General features: G+C 62.1%; 9 protein-coding genes. 4 read left to right on the forward strand and 5 right to left on the reverse strand.

The genetic code is table 11. The features are described from left to right. The 5 genes from GDA65_18290 to GDA65_18310 all read right to left on the reverse strand — a co-directional run. Nucleotides 1–3,038, reverse strand: a 3,038-nt coding sequence (locus tag GDA65_18290) for a hypothetical protein (protein MBA5864634.1), incomplete at its 3' end; no start/stop codon positions are given. After that, nucleotides 3,035–5,461: a S8 family serine peptidase gene (locus tag GDA65_18295; GenBank protein MBA5864635.1), complete on the reverse strand. Its 2,427-nt coding sequence runs from the start codon at nucleotides 5,459–5,461 to the stop codon at nucleotides 3,035–3,037. The genes GDA65_18295 and GDA65_18290, both read right to left, overlap by 4 nt. Nucleotides 5,462–5,474: 13 nt before the next feature. Beyond that, on the reverse strand, nucleotides 5,475–8,795 hold the full coding sequence (locus tag GDA65_18300; GenBank protein ID MBA5864636.1) for a hypothetical protein: 3,321 nt from the start codon (nucleotides 8,793–8,795) through the stop codon (nucleotides 5,475–5,477). After that, nucleotides 8,780–11,038 (reverse strand): hypothetical protein, encoded by a 2,259-nt coding sequence (locus GDA65_18305; GenBank protein ID MBA5864637.1) that lies wholly within the window; start codon nucleotides 11,036–11,038, stop codon nucleotides 8,780–8,782. Before GDA65_18305 ends, GDA65_18300 begins: the two co-directional genes overlap by 16 nt. Nucleotides 11,039–11,231: 193 nt before the next feature. Further along, entirely contained in the window at nucleotides 11,232–11,708 is a 477-nt protein-coding gene (locus GDA65_18310; protein ID MBA5864638.1) for a DUF3015 domain-containing protein, read from the reverse strand. A gap of 541 nt (nucleotides 11,709–12,249) precedes the next feature. Between GDA65_18310 and GDA65_18315 the strand changes: the two genes are divergently transcribed. From GDA65_18315 to GDA65_18330, 4 genes are all read left to right on the forward strand, one after another. Next, nucleotides 12,250–12,483, forward strand: coding sequence for a hypothetical protein (locus GDA65_18315; protein MBA5864639.1), 234 nt, complete (start codon nucleotides 12,250–12,252; stop codon nucleotides 12,481–12,483). A gap of 42 nt (nucleotides 12,484–12,525) precedes the next feature. Then, entirely contained in the window at nucleotides 12,526–14,358 is a 1,833-nt protein-coding gene (locus GDA65_18320; GenBank protein ID MBA5864640.1) for a glycoside hydrolase family 15 protein, read from the forward strand. Between the two features lie 141 nt (nucleotides 14,359–14,499). After that, a complete protein-coding gene (locus GDA65_18325) occupies nucleotides 14,500–15,279 on the forward strand; it encodes a TetR family transcriptional regulator (GenBank protein MBA5864641.1) in 780 nt (259 codons plus the stop codon). Nucleotides 15,280–15,368: 89 nt separating this feature from the next. Next, a complete protein-coding gene (locus tag GDA65_18330) occupies nucleotides 15,369–15,815 on the forward strand; it encodes a DUF5069 domain-containing protein (protein ID MBA5864642.1) in 447 nt (148 codons plus the stop codon). Nucleotides 15,816–15,960 lie beyond the last annotated feature (145 nt).

Consider the following 15,960-nt stretch of genomic DNA (forward strand, 5'->3'; position numbering starts at 1 on the left):
GGCTGCGCCAACTGCTCATCCTCGCGCAAGTCTTCATACTGGGCCAGGGCGAAGGGCTCCGTCACCGGCGTCGTGCGCCAGGGTTGTGCCCCCGCGCGATCGGTGAGCGAGACCGTCACCGTCGTGGGCCCGCCAATGAGCGGGGCTGTGCCCAACTTCGTGATGGGTCTGTTCAATGGTGCGATCCGCTCGCGTACTGTCAGCTCCGCCCAGGGATGCACGCGCAGGCCGTTGGCCGGGGGCGGCGTCTCCCGGATCGTGACGACCGGCGCGCTGCTGCGGGGCACGGCTCCGCTCCAATTGCGCCGGTCGGCCAACGCAGCCGCGATCAAACCTATGACATCCACGGCCGCCGGCAGCGGCGGGGCGGTCTTGCTGCCGAACGTCCGCGCAAAGTGCACCGACACCGAGAAGAACAGCAGCTTGATCGAGGCCTTGCCCTCCACATGCCAGGGCGTCGGCCCGGCCAATCGCCCCTTAAACGAGATTCCCATCAACAGGCGGCCGTGATACCGCAACGCCAGTGCCGCCCCGACCGCCACCTCGAAGGCTACAGGGGCGAGTTGGAGAATGGCATCGAAGCCGAGCATCCCGTCGAAGCTGAACCCGCCACCGGCCGCATGGAGATCCACCCGGGCGCCGAACTGCACCGTGTTGGAGGTGACGGCCAGATAGGCCTGGCAGCGCAACTGGAGCGAATCGCCATCGGCGAGCTGCAGCGCCAGCCGTTGTAACGCCGGCAGCCCCGGTGGCGGCGCAAAGCGCGGATGGAAGCCGCCGATGGCCAGCACGAATTGCGGCTGACGGCCCCAGCCCGCTCGCAGCGCCATGTCGCCCGTCAGCGTGAATTGCAGAATGCGCGAGTCATAGAGCGTGGCATCCAACGAGACGGTCTCGGCACTGAGATCCAACACGCCCAAAGCATCCATCCGAATCTGCACGAGCGGATGGGTCTGGTTCGGCAACAGGACTTGCAGCCGGCCCAGCACCACCACCCGGATCGGCGCGGGCAGTTCGACCAGCAGGGCCAAGTCGAGCGTGAGCAGGGTGGGGCTCCCCCAGCGCAGTTGCACCATCGGCCCGACGACATGGCGGCCGGCGGTCGGCGGGAAGACCCGGCGCAGGTCGCTGAAGATCTGGGGCGCATTCCGCAAGGGATCGGGTGGAAACAGAATCGCATTCAAGGTCCCGGTCTTGAGCCCTTCGCGGAGCACATCGGTACGGACGGTGCGGTGCAGCGCGACCAACCCCCCGATGCCGGTGAGGGTGAAGCCCAAGCCGATCGGGATCGGCGCGAAGCCTTCGGCGGTCAGGATCACGATCAAGGAATAACCGCGGCTGCCGTCGGGGAGTGTGGTGGTCAGCAGCCCCAGGGCTTTGATGGCCAGGGTCTCGGCCAACTCGAGCTGCACCATGCCGCTGTATTCGGCGCGCTGCGGATCGAAGCCCAGGAAGCCGCCGCCGGTCACCCCCGGCGTCGTCAGCGCCAGGCCGATTCCGGTCGGGGGCTGAAAGCCGAGGGAGAGATCGAGCGGCCCAAGGTTCCCGCCCCCCGGTGGGAGACGGAGGGTCGCAGCGAATCCCACCTGATCGATGGTCGCGGTGACCGGGCCAAGTTTGAGGTTGGCGCTCGTGGCGGCCACGATGTCGATACCTTGGCCGTTGCCGCTGCCGGAGGTCCGGACTGCGAGCCGCAGCAACTCGATCGAAATCATATTGAGCAGGGTGACGTGCAGGGGCAGGGTCGTTTCGAATCCAACTCCCCCTTGCAGCGAGAGCCCGCGACGGAATGACCACTCACCGGCCAGATCGAAAGGAACGGCAAGACCATTCTTTGGGAAAACCTGCGCGAGAAAACCATCAGTGTTGGAGAAATCAACCACCACCTCGCCCTGCTCCACGGCGAAAGCAATCGTCGGGTCGACTGAGGCGCGAGCCGGTGCGCCCGAGTCGACATGCAGGCCCAGTTTCACGGAAGACCGAATGTTCTGCATGGCCAAGCGAGAGCCTTCCGACGAGCCGATCACGACAAAAGGGTCAGCCTCGCCCGTACGGGCGAACTGAGCCCCCACAGTCACGTCTATCGCGGTGCCTGCCGGCAACTGGAAATCGAGATCCAAGGGCGGACGAATGGAAGCGGTCAGATCACTACTGACGCGGACGACCGTGTCGAAGGTCACCTGCCACGCGCTCTCGGCGATGGTGTCGCTGCGCTCGATCGAGGCCGGTGCCCGCAACGTCACGTCGAGGCCGGGCGGCGAGAATGTCGGGTTGACCTCTGCGTTGAATCCGAAGGCTTCCAACAGCGCCGGCTCACCGGCCGGCTGCAGGATCTCAGCGGGAATGCCGAATTTCTCGTTCAGCAACCTCTGCAACATCCTGAACAGCGTCAGGCCGTCGAACGACGGCGCGCCCCAGCCATAGACTTCACGCAACAATCCCGCCGGGTCGGTGAAGAGCTGCAGCAGGCGAGGGAGGTGCAGGGTCTTCCGGACGTAGGGACCTTGAAGCGATCCCTCCGGCAGGCCTGGCTCGTCGACGACCTCGATCGCGCCGGTGCCGAGCAGCAGTAGAGCTACCTGAGGGAATCGGACTTCGAGGTAGTCGGCCACCAAACGGTGCAGGAGGCGTTCCGGGAACAGACGAGCGAAGGCGGCGAGTTCAGTCTTGTGTTGAGGTGAGAGGGCTGCGTCGTTACCCAGTGTTTGGAGGGCCTGCACCACTCTCTCGGTGCCTTGGAGCGTCGCGCGCAGTTGCTGCAGCAAGGCGGCGACGGTGGAGGCGATGGCTGCGCGATCGTCCTGCGTCACAGCTTGGGCCAAGTCGTTGATGAGGGGGTCTAGTTCGGCGGCAGCCGTGGCTGTGGCCGTCAGCGCGTCAGTCAGCGCGGTCGTGTCCGGCTCCATCTCGAAGACGCGCAAGCCCAACCAAGGCAGCATGTCGTCCAGCGTACCGGTTTCGGCACGCTGCACCAGCGGTTCGAATACCCGCGCGAGTTCACCGGCCAATTGTTCGAGCGATCCGACGGCTGTACTCATGGTTGCGACATGGTCCGTGATCCAATCGGGGCCGTGAAATTCTCCGTCAGCAGCATGGACACAAACGAGTGGTACCGGTCGAGGCTCTTCCGCAGCCTTGGACTACCTTGTCTGGCCAGCAGGTCCAGGCAGCGGTCGAGGTATCGCGAGGCCGATTCTTTCTCGATCGGCGGCGGACCGTCAATGGTCCTCGTGCCGTGGATGAGGCGTCGCAGGAGCGCCGGTCCCGCCGCGCGATGCCACATGGTCGCGATGCGCCGGTTGCTGTTGATCAGGCGCCGGGTTTCGCTGAAATGTCGGCTGATGGCGGCGGCGACGTGTTCGCCTTCCGGGTAGTCTTTGAGCCGCTCGCGGAGCGTGTGGAGCCAGGAGGTGAGCGGTGCAGGATTCCCGGTGAAAGCCGAAGCCGTTGGCTCGTGTTGGAACGACTCATCGGAGCCGGACGGCGGAAGGATGCGAGGTATTCCGCCGCCTCCGCCACCTCCACCGCCTCCCGCGGCTGCCGCGCGCACGGCATCGATGGCAGCTTGGATGTTGAGTTTTCCGCCACCCCATGTCGCATCCCATCCGCCGGCCGGTCTTTCGCGCGCTGTTGTCTGTAAGTGGCGCACGATGTCGGCTCTGGTGAGCCGGGGATTTTCCTCCAAGAGCAGCGCGATCGCTCCAGCCACATGGGGAGCGGCCATGCTGGTGCCGGTCAGGTCCTCATAGAGACAGCAGCAGGCATCCGGGCAGCAATCGCAACAGCGGCCGCGCAAGTTGGCGGCATCGGCCTTGGCGGATGTGATTTCTAATCCCGGCGCCGCGATGTCCGGTTTCTGGTTGGTCGCCGTACCTCTGGCGACGGGGCCCCGGCTGGAGGAAGAGACGATCCCGGTTGATGGCCAGCAATCGCAGCGGCTCGTGCGCGAGGCGTGGTTGGCAACCGTGATGACCTGGGACGCGGTGCCTGGAATGCTGAGCGTGGCGTCGAGACTCGCTCGAACCTTCCCGTCGTCAGGAGTTTTGGGCGGAAGAAACCAGGGCGTGTTCGTGCCGCGTTCGATCCAGCAGTGAAACTCGACGGCCCCGGCATTGGGGTTCGCGAGGGTCAGCTTCCACGAACCATCGAGGATGTGTCCGCGCCGGGAACGTGCGATGGTCATGCGAAAGTTATTATTTCGGTCGTGTTCACCGTTGATGGTCCCATCGATCGAGACGCGAGTCTGTCGGTTGGCGGCAGCCGCGGGATTGGCGATAAACGGCGGCGCGGCGGCATTGGCTGGAAGGTCGGTGCCATGGTTCACGACACCGCTGGCGGCGCCGCCTGGCGCGGTGACGGTCAGGTTGAGCGTGCCGGCCCGGTCGTACCAAAGGTCCAGCAGCGCGTCGGACCTGCGACCCTTCGGCATCTCGAATTCAACTTCCAGATTGCCATTCCCCGGCACGCGACCTTGCACATGTCGGAGCATGCCGCCTTCGTTGCCGGCCGATTTGACCACGATCTGCGGATGGTGCAGGAAGTCGCCGGTTTCGACGTGGGCATCGATCGCCAACTCGACGCCGCTCGTACCGTCATGTGGCCCCAGGTTGTCGCCCTGGCTGATGTTGATGACTTTCGGTTTGTCGATGCTGCCGAGAAAACTGAAAATAAAGTCGATCGCTTCGATGAGGCGTTGGTTTTCGCCGATCTCCTCTTCGTCGGTATAGTCGTATCGAACGACGATGAGTTCGGCCTCCGGAGCCACGCCCACATAGGTTTGGCTGACGTGGCAGCAGGTAGGAGGTCTGCCGTTGCCTGCCGCGATGCCTGCGACATGCGTGCCGTGGCCCTCCCGGTTGTTGCTTGCATCGACATCCTTGGTGCGCACCCTGGCCCGGCCCTTGAGTGCGTTGGTGAGTTGCTCCTGGTTATAGACGACGCCGATATTGTTGGGGCCCCTCGTGTCACCCGCTCGGAAAGGCAACATTTGATCCCAAATCGCGAGAATCCTCGATTTCCCGTTCGCATCGACGAACGAGCCGTGTCGCCAATCGATGCCGCTGTCGATGATGCCGACGACGACGCCCTTTCCCTTGCGCGAGGGCACTCCCGTATGCACGGCGGTGGCGCGGATTTCCTTCAAGCTGAAGTTAAGTTCGCGATGCATGCGGCGCGGTCCCTCCACGGTGGTGACGTGGGGGATGGCTGCGAGATCGTCGAGCCGGTCGTAGGCGATGACGCCGGTGGCGATGCTGTAGCCTTTGCGAGGATGACGGACGAGCGTGCGCTGTACGAAGCCGATGGCGGTGAGGTCGTTCACGTTGCCGGTGAACCCGACGATGACGCCCACCTGCTCACTTTTTGCGCGGGCGCGTGTTTTCGGCACGGCTGCGGCTGCCGCACCGGCGGCCTGTTTGGTACGAAGTTTCGACCGTAGTCCGGGATCGAGCTTTTTATTCATCGTGGCATCCTCGTCACCGTTCTATCAGTACGGCAGTCTTCCCCCGCCGCCGTTTACGGGCCGGGGCCTGGCCGGCGGCGCCGAAGCGGGCCACCCGTGCCAGCACCGCCGCCGAGAGCACATAGCCCGGCTTCGGCCGCTCCGGCGGCCGCGTCGGATCCAGCAGCACGGTCTCATAGGCAATCGGCGCGGTGAGGCCGGCCTCGTCGTCCACCGCCAGGTCGTCGGCGGCGACCGTGAGACCCCCGTCTAATGGGACGAAGCTCGGCTGCGCCAACTGCTCATCCTCGCGCAAGTCTTCATACTGGGCCAGGGCGAAGGGCTCCGTCACCGGCGTCGTGCGCCAGGGTTGTGCCCCCGCGCGATCGGTGAGCGAGACCGTCACCGTCGTGGGCCCGCCAATGAGCGGGGCTGTGCCCAACTTCGTGATGGGTCTGTTCAATGGTGCGATCCGCTCGCGTACTGTCAGCTCCGCCCAGGGATGCACGCGCAGGCCGTTGGCCGGGGGCGGCGTCTCCCGGATCGTGACGACCGGCGCGCTGCTGCGGGGCACGGCTCCGCTCCAATTGCGCCGGTCGGCCAACGCAGCCGCGATCAAACCTATGACATCCACGGCCGCCGGCAGCGGCGGGGCGGTCTTGCTGCCGAACGTCCGCGCAAAGTGCACCGACACCGAGAAGAACAGCAGCTTGATCGAGGCCTTGCCCTCCACATGCCAGGGCGTCGGCCCGGCCAATCGCCCCTTAAACGAGATTCCCATCAACAGGCGGCCGTGATACCGCAACGCCAGTGCCGCCCCGACCGCCACCTCGAAGGCTACAGGGGCGAGTTGGAGAATGGCATCGAAGCCGAGCATCCCGTCGAAGCTGAACCCGCCACCGGCCGCATGGAGATCCACCCGGGCGCCGAACTGCACCGTGTTGGAGGTGACGGCCAGATAGGCCTGGCAGCGCAACTGGAGCGAATCGCCATCGGCGAGCTGCAGCGCCAGCCGTTGTAACGCCGGCAGCCCCGGTGGCGGCGCAAAGCGCGGATGGAAGCCGCCGATGGCCAGCACGAATTGCGGCTGACGGCCCCAGCCCGCTCGCAGCGCCATGTCGCCCGTCAGCGTGAATTGCAGAATGCGCGAGTCATAGAGCGTGGCATCCAACGAGACGGTCTCGGCACTGAGATCCAACACGCCCAAAGCATCCATCCGAATCTGCACGAGCGGATGGGTCTGGTTCGGCAACAGGACTTGCAGCCGGCCCAGCACCACCACCCGGATCGGCGCGGGCAGTTCGACCAGCAGGGCCAAGTCGAGCGTGAGCAGGGTGGGGCTCCCCCAGCGCAGTTGCACCATCGGCCCGACGACATGGCGGCCGGCGGTCGGCGGGAAGACCCGGCGCAGGTCGCTGAAGATCTGGGGCGCATTCCGCAAGGGATCGGGTGGAAACAGAATCGCATTCAAGGTCCCGGTCTTGAGCCCTTCGCGGAGCACATCGGTACGGACGGTGCGGTGCAGCGCGACCAACCCCCCGATGCCGGTGAGGGTGAAGCCCAAGCCCACCGGGATCGGTGCGAAGCCGTCGGCGGTCAGGATCACGATCAACGAATAGCCGCGGCTGCCGTCGGGGAGTGTGGTGGTGAGCAGGCCCAGGGCTTTGATGGCCAGGGTCTCGGCCAACTCGAGCTGCACCATGCCGCTGTATTCGGCGCGCTGCGGATCGAAGCCCAGGAAGCCGCCGCCGGTCACGCCCGGCGTCGTGATTGCTAGGCCCAGGCCGGTGGGAGGCTTGAAGCTCGGCGACAGGCCGAAGAGGCCAAGGTTGCCTTCCTGGAAGGACAGGGCGACGGTGACACCGATCCGTTCGACGGTTGCGGTGACGGGGCCAAGCACCAGGCGGGCGTTCACACTGGTTTCCGTGTCGATGCCCTCCTCGCCTACGTCGATGCCGATGTGGGCCGCGTCCAGCTTCAAGGGGCCGATGGCCTGCTGCAACGGCAACGCCACGTGGAGTCCGCCGCTGCCGGAAAACGACAGTCCCTCTCTACTGCTCCAGCGCAACGTGAGGTCGAAGGGGGCCTGGACAGACTGCCCGACCGCGCCTTGGATGAAGTTGTCTGCATCTGCGAGCGAGAGGTCGAAACGGAGCCCCAGTAGCGCAAGTTCCACGAATGTGTCCATGCGGGTGGCCGAGGAGGCATCGAGGCCGCCCGCAACGGAAAATTGCTGATATCGGAGGGCCGAGCCGCCGGGTAACCGAACCAACGGTTTGAACTCGCTGGTTGATTGGCCATGCCGCAGGCCCAGCGTGAACCGGCCGTTGAGGGCATCGGCGATCCCGGCTCCCTTGCGCAGGGTGAGATCCTGCCCTGGCCTAAGGATCACAGCCAGCCGTTTCAGCACCGCCACGTCGCCGGACCATTCGATGCGGGTGTCTTCCAAACGTGGAAAGGGGACCGTGCCATCCGCGCGCCCTTGAATGATGGGGGCGAGGCCGAGTCCGGCATCACTCACACCGGCCGATGTGGGAGCGGCGCCAAAGAGTGAGAGGCCCAATCGCACCCCGAATGCGGCTCCGCGTTCCTCGTGCAGGAAGGTGATGAGTTGTGGCGGTGGGTTGGAACTCGATCCGGCTCGTCCCAGCCAGGCTTCTTGCGCCAGCGGACTCAGGGGTTGGATACGACTCCGTAGCCCCAGCGTTTGCAGCAGCTGGCTTAACCTGGTGAGGAAGGTCATCGACTGGAAGTCGGGCGTGTGCCAGCCGTAGGCTTCGGTAAAGAGCTCATCGGGGCTCGTGATCGCTACCTTGAAGAGGTGATAGTTGATCGTGGCGCGGACGTGTTCGACCTGGAACGTTGTTGGATCCGCGGCGTAGTAAGGATAGTCGATGATGTTCAGCAGGTGGAGGACGGCGTAACTGAGCGGCGAGGCCTGGGCCAGGAAATTCGCGACGAGAAAATCGAAGAGGCGTCTCGGGAGTTCCTTATGGATCTGCGTGCGCTCTACGTAGTCGCCGAAAGCCGCCAGTCTGGCGGGTAGGGTCTGCGCCAAGTCGTGAATCTGCCTCGTGAGGGCTTCGATCGCGAGCGCGAGGTCGGCGATGCGGCCTGCCATGGCCAGGTCGTCGTTCCATTCGGCATCGGACGCGCCGAGGACTGCGTCGAGCTTCGTGAAAAAATCGCCGAGATCGAGTGCGGCCAAGCCGATGTCGTCGAGGCCGGGCGGCAGGTCCCAGCCCAACAGTTTCAGAAACGCGCGCGCCTCCTCGACATCGCCCTGGACGATGTCGAGGTACGACAGCAGTCGCCCGATCCCGGCGGTGGCGTTCTGGACTAGATGATCGGCCACGGGAGCAGATCCTTCTTGTCGTCGACCTTGCAGGTGTTGAAATCGAACTTCTGCGCCTTGTTCCGCAGGGTGGAGGTGCGGATCTTTAGACTGCGGAGATATTCCTTCGGATCGGTTTCAGGCTTCCAGGGCAACAGGTGCGGCGCATGGTCGGCCGGAGGCGCCAAGTCGTTCTTGATGGCCTCCACATGCCGTGTGGCGGCGGCGTCCCAGTCGGCGACCCAGGTCGTGGCGGCGGGATCGGCCGGAAGGTTCTTGAGGTGATCCGGTAGCGAACTGAACCCTAAGTGTTCCTGCCACAACTGATGGCGCAAGGCCTTGACCACGCCGTTCTCCGGCAGGCCGGCAATGCCGCTGTACATGACCACGTTCAGTTCCACGCTGCGCGACGGCTGACGTGAGCGGCCGGGGAGGGCGTGCCGCGCGGTGCGTGTAAAGACGTCGGCAATCAGTTGGGGAATGTCGGCCACGTCGCCCAACGTTTCGCGGATGGTCTCCAGCGTCTCCTTGAAGTCGAAGATCAGTTTGTAGGCGACGAAGAGCAGGATGAGCAATGTCTTGAGATCGAACAGGATCTGTTTGAAGACAAAGAAAAAGAGACGCCAGAACAACTCCCAGAGAAATTTGCCCGGATCATTGATGAGCATCATCTTTTCGATGGCACGGTCGAGGAGGGCGCCGGTGATGATGAGGCCGATCTCGTGGTAGTTCATCGAAGTGCCGTCGAGGTTCGCGCTTCCCACGGTTGCCCATACGTCGTCGATGATGGCGGTCTTGCTGTGCACGTACACCGGCATCACGTCGTAGCGCCGCGGATTCCCCGCGCCGCCGCTGCCTGCTTGCTCCGATCGGCTCCAGAGGGTGTAAACGCCCAGGTGATGCCCCCCAGTTTTTGCGGCGCTGCGGAGTTGGTTGACGTTGTCGATCTGGCGATCCGGGTAGCCCGGCAGGTCGGGGCGCAGGTTCAGGACCAGAATGATCTGCAGGCGCGGCTTGGTGGTGTCCTTCATCCTCGCGATGAGCGCATCGACGATTTCGTGAGAGGTGAAGTATTGGTTCTCGATATAGATGTAGCGCTGAGCATTGGCGATGGCCCGTTCGTAGGCTTCGAGGATGCCGGTTTCGCCGTACGGCAGGTCTTCATCGCTGGGGTGGATGCGTTTGATCGAGCCGCCCGGTAGCGTGCGCAATACTTGCACCGAGGCCACGTCGCCGTCGGGTGTGACCGGCAGGTCGGGAAAGGTCTTCGGCGGAGGGATGAGCATCGGTTTGCCGGTCGCATTCCAGATGCTCGCGAACGTCTTTTCGATGTGGGACACCGCCGGGCCCTTGAGGTCGGTGTTGACGTCGTGCATGAGCGAGCCCTTGTGGCGCGCGTCGCGGATGGCATGGCTGGTGTCGCTGAAGTAGTACTGTTTGAGCGGTGACCCCATGAGGATGGCGTGGTCCCCATCCACCACGATGGCCTTGGCATGCAGCAGGGCGAAGCCCTTGTTGAAGGCATTGGTGCGTACACCCGGCGTCTGCCCGAAGAACTCCGCCACTTCGGTCACGGTGTCCTCCGCGGACAACGGCAGGTTCGTGACCAGAATGTTGACCGGTTTCCCGCCCTTATTCTTGAGTACCTCTTCGAGTGTGGTCTCCGCCGCCTGTTTGCAGCCGGTGGTTGGAGGATTGAGCGGGTTGAAGCTGCTTTTGAACTTGGTGAGGAAGCCGTTGTCGACGTCGAAAAACAGCGTCATCAGATTGATGGATTCAGTGGCGCCCTCGGCGGCATCCGTCACCGCGGGGAACATCTTGGCTCCGTCGATCAGGTGGGTGATGCGATTGTGGTGATAAAGCGCGACCGGGTTTCCGACGGAGGGATTCAACGTGGTGTGGGTGACAAGCCAGCCCTCGATGTTGTTGCGGTGGATGGTGATGGTGCCGACTTCGTGGTTCGAGTCGGTGACATCTGTCGCTTCCTTGGTTTCGTGCAGGAGGCGCGTGCCGACGAGCGCCGGGTCCGTGTGGATGGGGCCGAATATCTGGGCAACGAGGTCGGGATTCCGATCGGCTTTCCAGGTGCGGTAGGCGTCCGGTGAGTAGGAAATGAGAAAGGTGCCGTCGCCTTCTGTCTTGCCGACGCCCAGCACGTCGTCTTCGTTGAAGAAAGGATCGAAGTCGAGCGCGCGAACGGTCAAGCCGGCGATGCCGGCGCCCCGCTCATCGATGACGCGTCCATGGATGCTGATGTTGGCCATAGGTTCCGTCAGGTGACCGAAACCTACGCCGCTCGTGCGAACCTGTCAACCGTCGAGGCACGTGGCAATACGTGTATTTAGGCGGGTGGATACGGGTTGTCTGTCAGGTTGAGGCATCGGTGCAATGAACAGGACCTCGCCTGCGCAGGAGGTGTGAACAGCGCGCCTCCCGGGACACCGGAATCGCAATCACTTACTTGGCGGGGAAGGGCATGCCGTAGCCTTTCGCCCAGGCCAAATCGACGACCAGCTTGGCCGATTGGGATGGCGCTAATTGCTGGTCGAAGAGCGCGGGATAGGAACCGATCATCGTCGCCTGAAAATCTGTCCACCGGTCTGCGGAGACGCCCGTGAGACTGGCTAACGACGCCAAATATTCTCCCTGGCCTCGGGCGATGTCTGTGCGCAAGTTGTCGTGCGTCTGTGTCGCAAAAATAGTGGCCTTTTTCTTGGCTCTCAACATCCGTCCATCCGTCAAGGCGCCCGGCGTCGTGCTGGACGTGAATTCGGTCGTGGGGTCGAGAAATTCCTTGGTCGCGCCAGAGGTGCCGTCGGTGAGTTGTGTCGTGGCGTCGAAGGGCGCCTTGGTCAACTCGACGGTGGCGTCTGTCATACAGCCGCCGAGGATGAGGAGCAATCCAGGAATGAATGTAACGCGTGTGGTGATCATATGAAGCCTCCTCGGTTCGCCCAGAATGTGCAGGTGGTAAGTACCACATTGCGAGCCATGGCCGACCCTAGGAGGAGCCCTAGTTGTGCGAGCCGTTGGCGGACTGGAGGGGCAGTCTGTGCACAGAACGGTGTGGATTTACCTGATGGGACCGCAAGCTTGGCGTAAGTATCTGCCACCGTGGTCCGCGCTCCACACAAAGGCGAGAAAAGTAAAAATTGCTCGTACGGTCCGTTTCGATTTGATGTCGGGCCGTAGTCAACGCAAACATGATGAGGCCAGATCTTGAACTGTGCCAGTTGATGGCGTAGATTCCGCCGCACGGCCTGACCATTGTGCCTGGAATATGCGGAGGCCATTCATCACGTCACGGCCCGCGGCAATGCCCGCCAAGACATCTTCCTCGACGACGAGGACCGACGGCGGTTCTTGAGCATGCTGGAGAAAGGCGTCGTCCGTTGTGATCTCGTACGGCATACCTACTGCCGGATATACAACCACTTCCACCCGCTTGTGGAAATACCTGGTACGGAGATTCCTCTTGGGCAACGCGTTGCTGCCCGTCCGGCTCCGTGCCATCCGTATCCAGCGGGATGCCATCATTCGCCGGACCTCTCCCGGCCATGGGGACAGCCTGGCTGAAATCGGCCTTGGCGCGCATGCACGCGTTGATCATCAGCCGTATCGCGAACGCTGCGACTGGCGGGCGCGCATCACACAAGATTTGACCCGTATGTGTCTCGTAAAGCGCTGGGCGAGATCACGGCAATTTTGATATTGTCGAACGACGTTGAACGGATGATATGAGGGATGTCCCATGGCCTATCAGCCTATTGAGAACTACGGCATCATCGGTAACATGCGCACCGCAGCCCTGGTGGGGCGAGACGGCAGCATTGATTGGCTGTGTTTTCCGCATTTCGATTCCCCCAGTGTCTTCGCGGCCATTCTCGATGACGCCAAAGGCGGACGGTTCAGCATTGCTCCGAAAGCGGCGCGATTCACCATCAAACAATTCTACTGGCCCGAGACCAACGTGCTAATCACGCGCTTTCTTTCCAGCGAAGGCGTCGGGGAAATCGAAGACTTCATGCCGGTCGGTGTCGAGGGGCCCGCCCTGTACCATCAGCTGATTCGGCGGGTCAAAGTGGTCCGAGGGAAGATGACGTTTTGTCTCACCTGTCATCCGGCCTTCGATTATGCGCGGACTCCACACGAAACTCACCTCAACTCAAACGGGGCGGTGTTTTCGACGGCGGCGCTGACGTTGGGATTGGCGACGACCCTTCCGCTCAAACAGGACGAGCAGGGAGTCAGTGCTGAGTTTACATTGCAGCGGGGAGAACATGCGGTCTGTGTCCTGCGGGAAATCGACCAAGGGGACCAGTGCGGGGCCGCACTGTCGGACAGCCACGCCGTCAACATGTTCGAAGCGACGGTGCAGTTTTGGCACGACTGGTTGTCGCAGAGCCGTTACACCGGACGATGGCGCGAAATGGTGTCCCGATCGGCCTTGGCCTTAAAGCTACTGACCTTCGAACCGACCGGCGCGATCGTTGCCGCTCCGACCTGCAGTTTGCCGGAACAGATCGGCGGGGGCCGCAATTGGGACTATCGCTACACCTGGATCAGAGACTCTGCCTTCACCGTCTATGGATTGCTCCGCATCGGTTTTACCCGCGAAGCCGCAGCCTTCATGCACTGGTTGAACGAGCGCACCCGCAACGAGAGCGAAGCGCCGGGTCCGTTGCAAATTGTCTATGGCATCGATGGCCGAACCGATTTGACTGAACTGGTCCTCGACCATCTGGACGGGTACAGGGGATCGAAGCCGGTCAGGATCGGCAACGGGGCCTATCAGCACCTGCAGCTGGATATTTACGGTGAACTGCTGGACTCCATCTACTTGTGCGACAAATACGTATCCCCCATTTCCTACTTGGGATGGTCTCATGTTCGAAGTTCGCTCGATTGGCTCTGCCAGAACTGGACGCGCGAGGACGAGGGCATTTGGGAAGTGCGTGGTGGCCGACGTCACTTCGTCTATTCCAAACTCATGTGTTGGGTGGCGTTGGACCGAGGCTTGCGCCTCTCGCACAAACGTTCGCTGCCGGCTGACCACCGCAAATGGCTGACCATGCGGGATCGCGTGTACGAGGAGATCATGACCAAGGGGTGGGACGAGTCACGTGGCTCCTTTGTGCAGTCGTACGGCAGTGATTCGCTGGATGCGTCCAACCTGATCATGCCACTGGTCCGCTTTATTTCGCCGACCGACCCGCGGATGCTCAGGACACTGGAGGCGATCAACCGTCCGCCGGTCAATGGGGGGCTCGTTTCCGACGGCCTCGTCCATCGCTACGACGCCGCGACAGGTATGGATGGACTCGCGGGGACGGAAGGTACGTTCAACATGTGCAGTTTTTGGTTGGTCGAAGCGCTCACGCGAGCCGGACGAACCGACCGCCGAAAGTTGAATGAGGCGCAGCTGCTGTTCGAGCGGATGCTTGGGTATGCCAACCATTTAGGCCTGTACGCGGAGGAAACCGGAGATAGCGGAGAGGCCCTGGGCAATTTTCCTCAGGCCTTCACGCACCTGGCGCTCATCAGCGCCGCTTTCGATCTAGATCGCGCATTGGATGGGAACTGAGCCTTGTGATGGGTCATTGCTAGGAGTCAGGACTTGCATTGTCTATTGCTCTCCACGTTCCGTACCATTCGCAGCGCTCCATCACGTCATAGCCCGCGATAAGGCCCACCAAGCCATCTCTCTCGACGACAAGGACTGGTGGTGGTTCTTCGACGTGTCGGCTCGATGCCAACGGTGTCTCGCAAGACGCGGTCATTCACCGCGCCCATCTTGGGCATGGGGACAGTCTGTGTGAGATCAGCCGTACGGTGGAGATGCATGAATCGACTGGCAATCGTAAATTTATTCTTGATCGACCGATCAATAATAAAGTATACACCTCCTACGAGTACGTATATGCCACGCCCTAAAGCGTTTAACCCAGAAGAAACCCTTGAGAAAGCGATGCATGTCTTCTGGCACAAGGGGTATGAATCAACATCGATGGAAGACTTGTTGGAGGCTATGGATCTCAACAGCGGGTCGCTTTATGCCGCGTTCGGCAGTAAACGAGAACTGTTCCTCAAGGCCATGGACCACTATTGCAAGGAAGGTGGCGTCGGGGGGCGGTTTTCCATTTTGCAGCAACCGGGCCCTGCATTGCCTTTGATCCGCCGGTTTTTTGAAGCCATGCTGGAGTTTATCCTGTCCGACCCCCTGCGGCGCGGCTGCCTCATCACTAACACGGTTGTGGAAATGGCTCCGCACGAGAAGGAGATCAGAAAGAAACTTTCGAGCAAACTGCATGCGGTCGAAGAGGCACTCTACACGTTGCTGGCACGTGCGAGTCAGGAAGGTGCGCTGGCCAAGGAAAAAGACCCGCGCACGTTGGCACGTCTCCTCGTCACAGTCATGCAAGGCATGCTGGTGATGATTAAAGCCGGCTCGCCAGCTGGAGCGGTACGGCAAACCGGTGCGGCAGCGCTGTTGATTCTGGAGTAACCCGCTTTCTCCTGGGGTCCACGGGCGGCTAACATTTCGGCCCACGGCGGGCGGCCTTAGCCTTACACCATCGATGAAGGAGTGGTGCGATGAGAGTCGAGGGTCTTCGCAGTCCGTATCAAAAAGTCGGCGGGCTTTACCATTTCGCCAGGATGTTGGATAAAATTCGGCTTCACCAGGCAGGACAGCTACCGGCCGACTACCATCCCAACTTTGGGTTGCGCGCAGGACTCGACGGGCATCTGTGTGGCTTGCTCGGGATTGAGCATGCGGACCTTTGTGCGCGAGTGCAGCAGGGCGGCAGCGATGAGGACATTGTGGAATGGTGTTTCCAAAGAGGGTTGCGGCCAAGCAAGATGCAGACGCGCATTTGGAACGAATTTGCGCGTAAGTTCGGGTGGAACGATTTGGCCGGGAAATTCTTGGCCAGAGTCAAGCTAGAGAATGGCCTCGACCATCGCACGGACATCGTGACGGCGTTTGACCTCATCGATGTCCTTGAAGGCAATGACCATGAGAGCCCGAACGAACACTAGAAAAGAACATCGAACCGCAAAGCACGCTCGAAACACCTTTGGCGCTCCGCATCGGCGGCTTCGAGCATTTACCAGGGAGGATTCTCAGCAATCGATCGGAACAAGGGAACTAGGAGCCTTGCTCTTGCGATACGACATTCTCACC

The sequence above is a fragment of the Nitrospira sp. CR1.1 genome, from assembly GCA_014055465.1.
Taxonomy (GTDB): Bacteria; Nitrospirota; Nitrospiria; order Nitrospirales; family Nitrospiraceae; genus Nitrospira_A.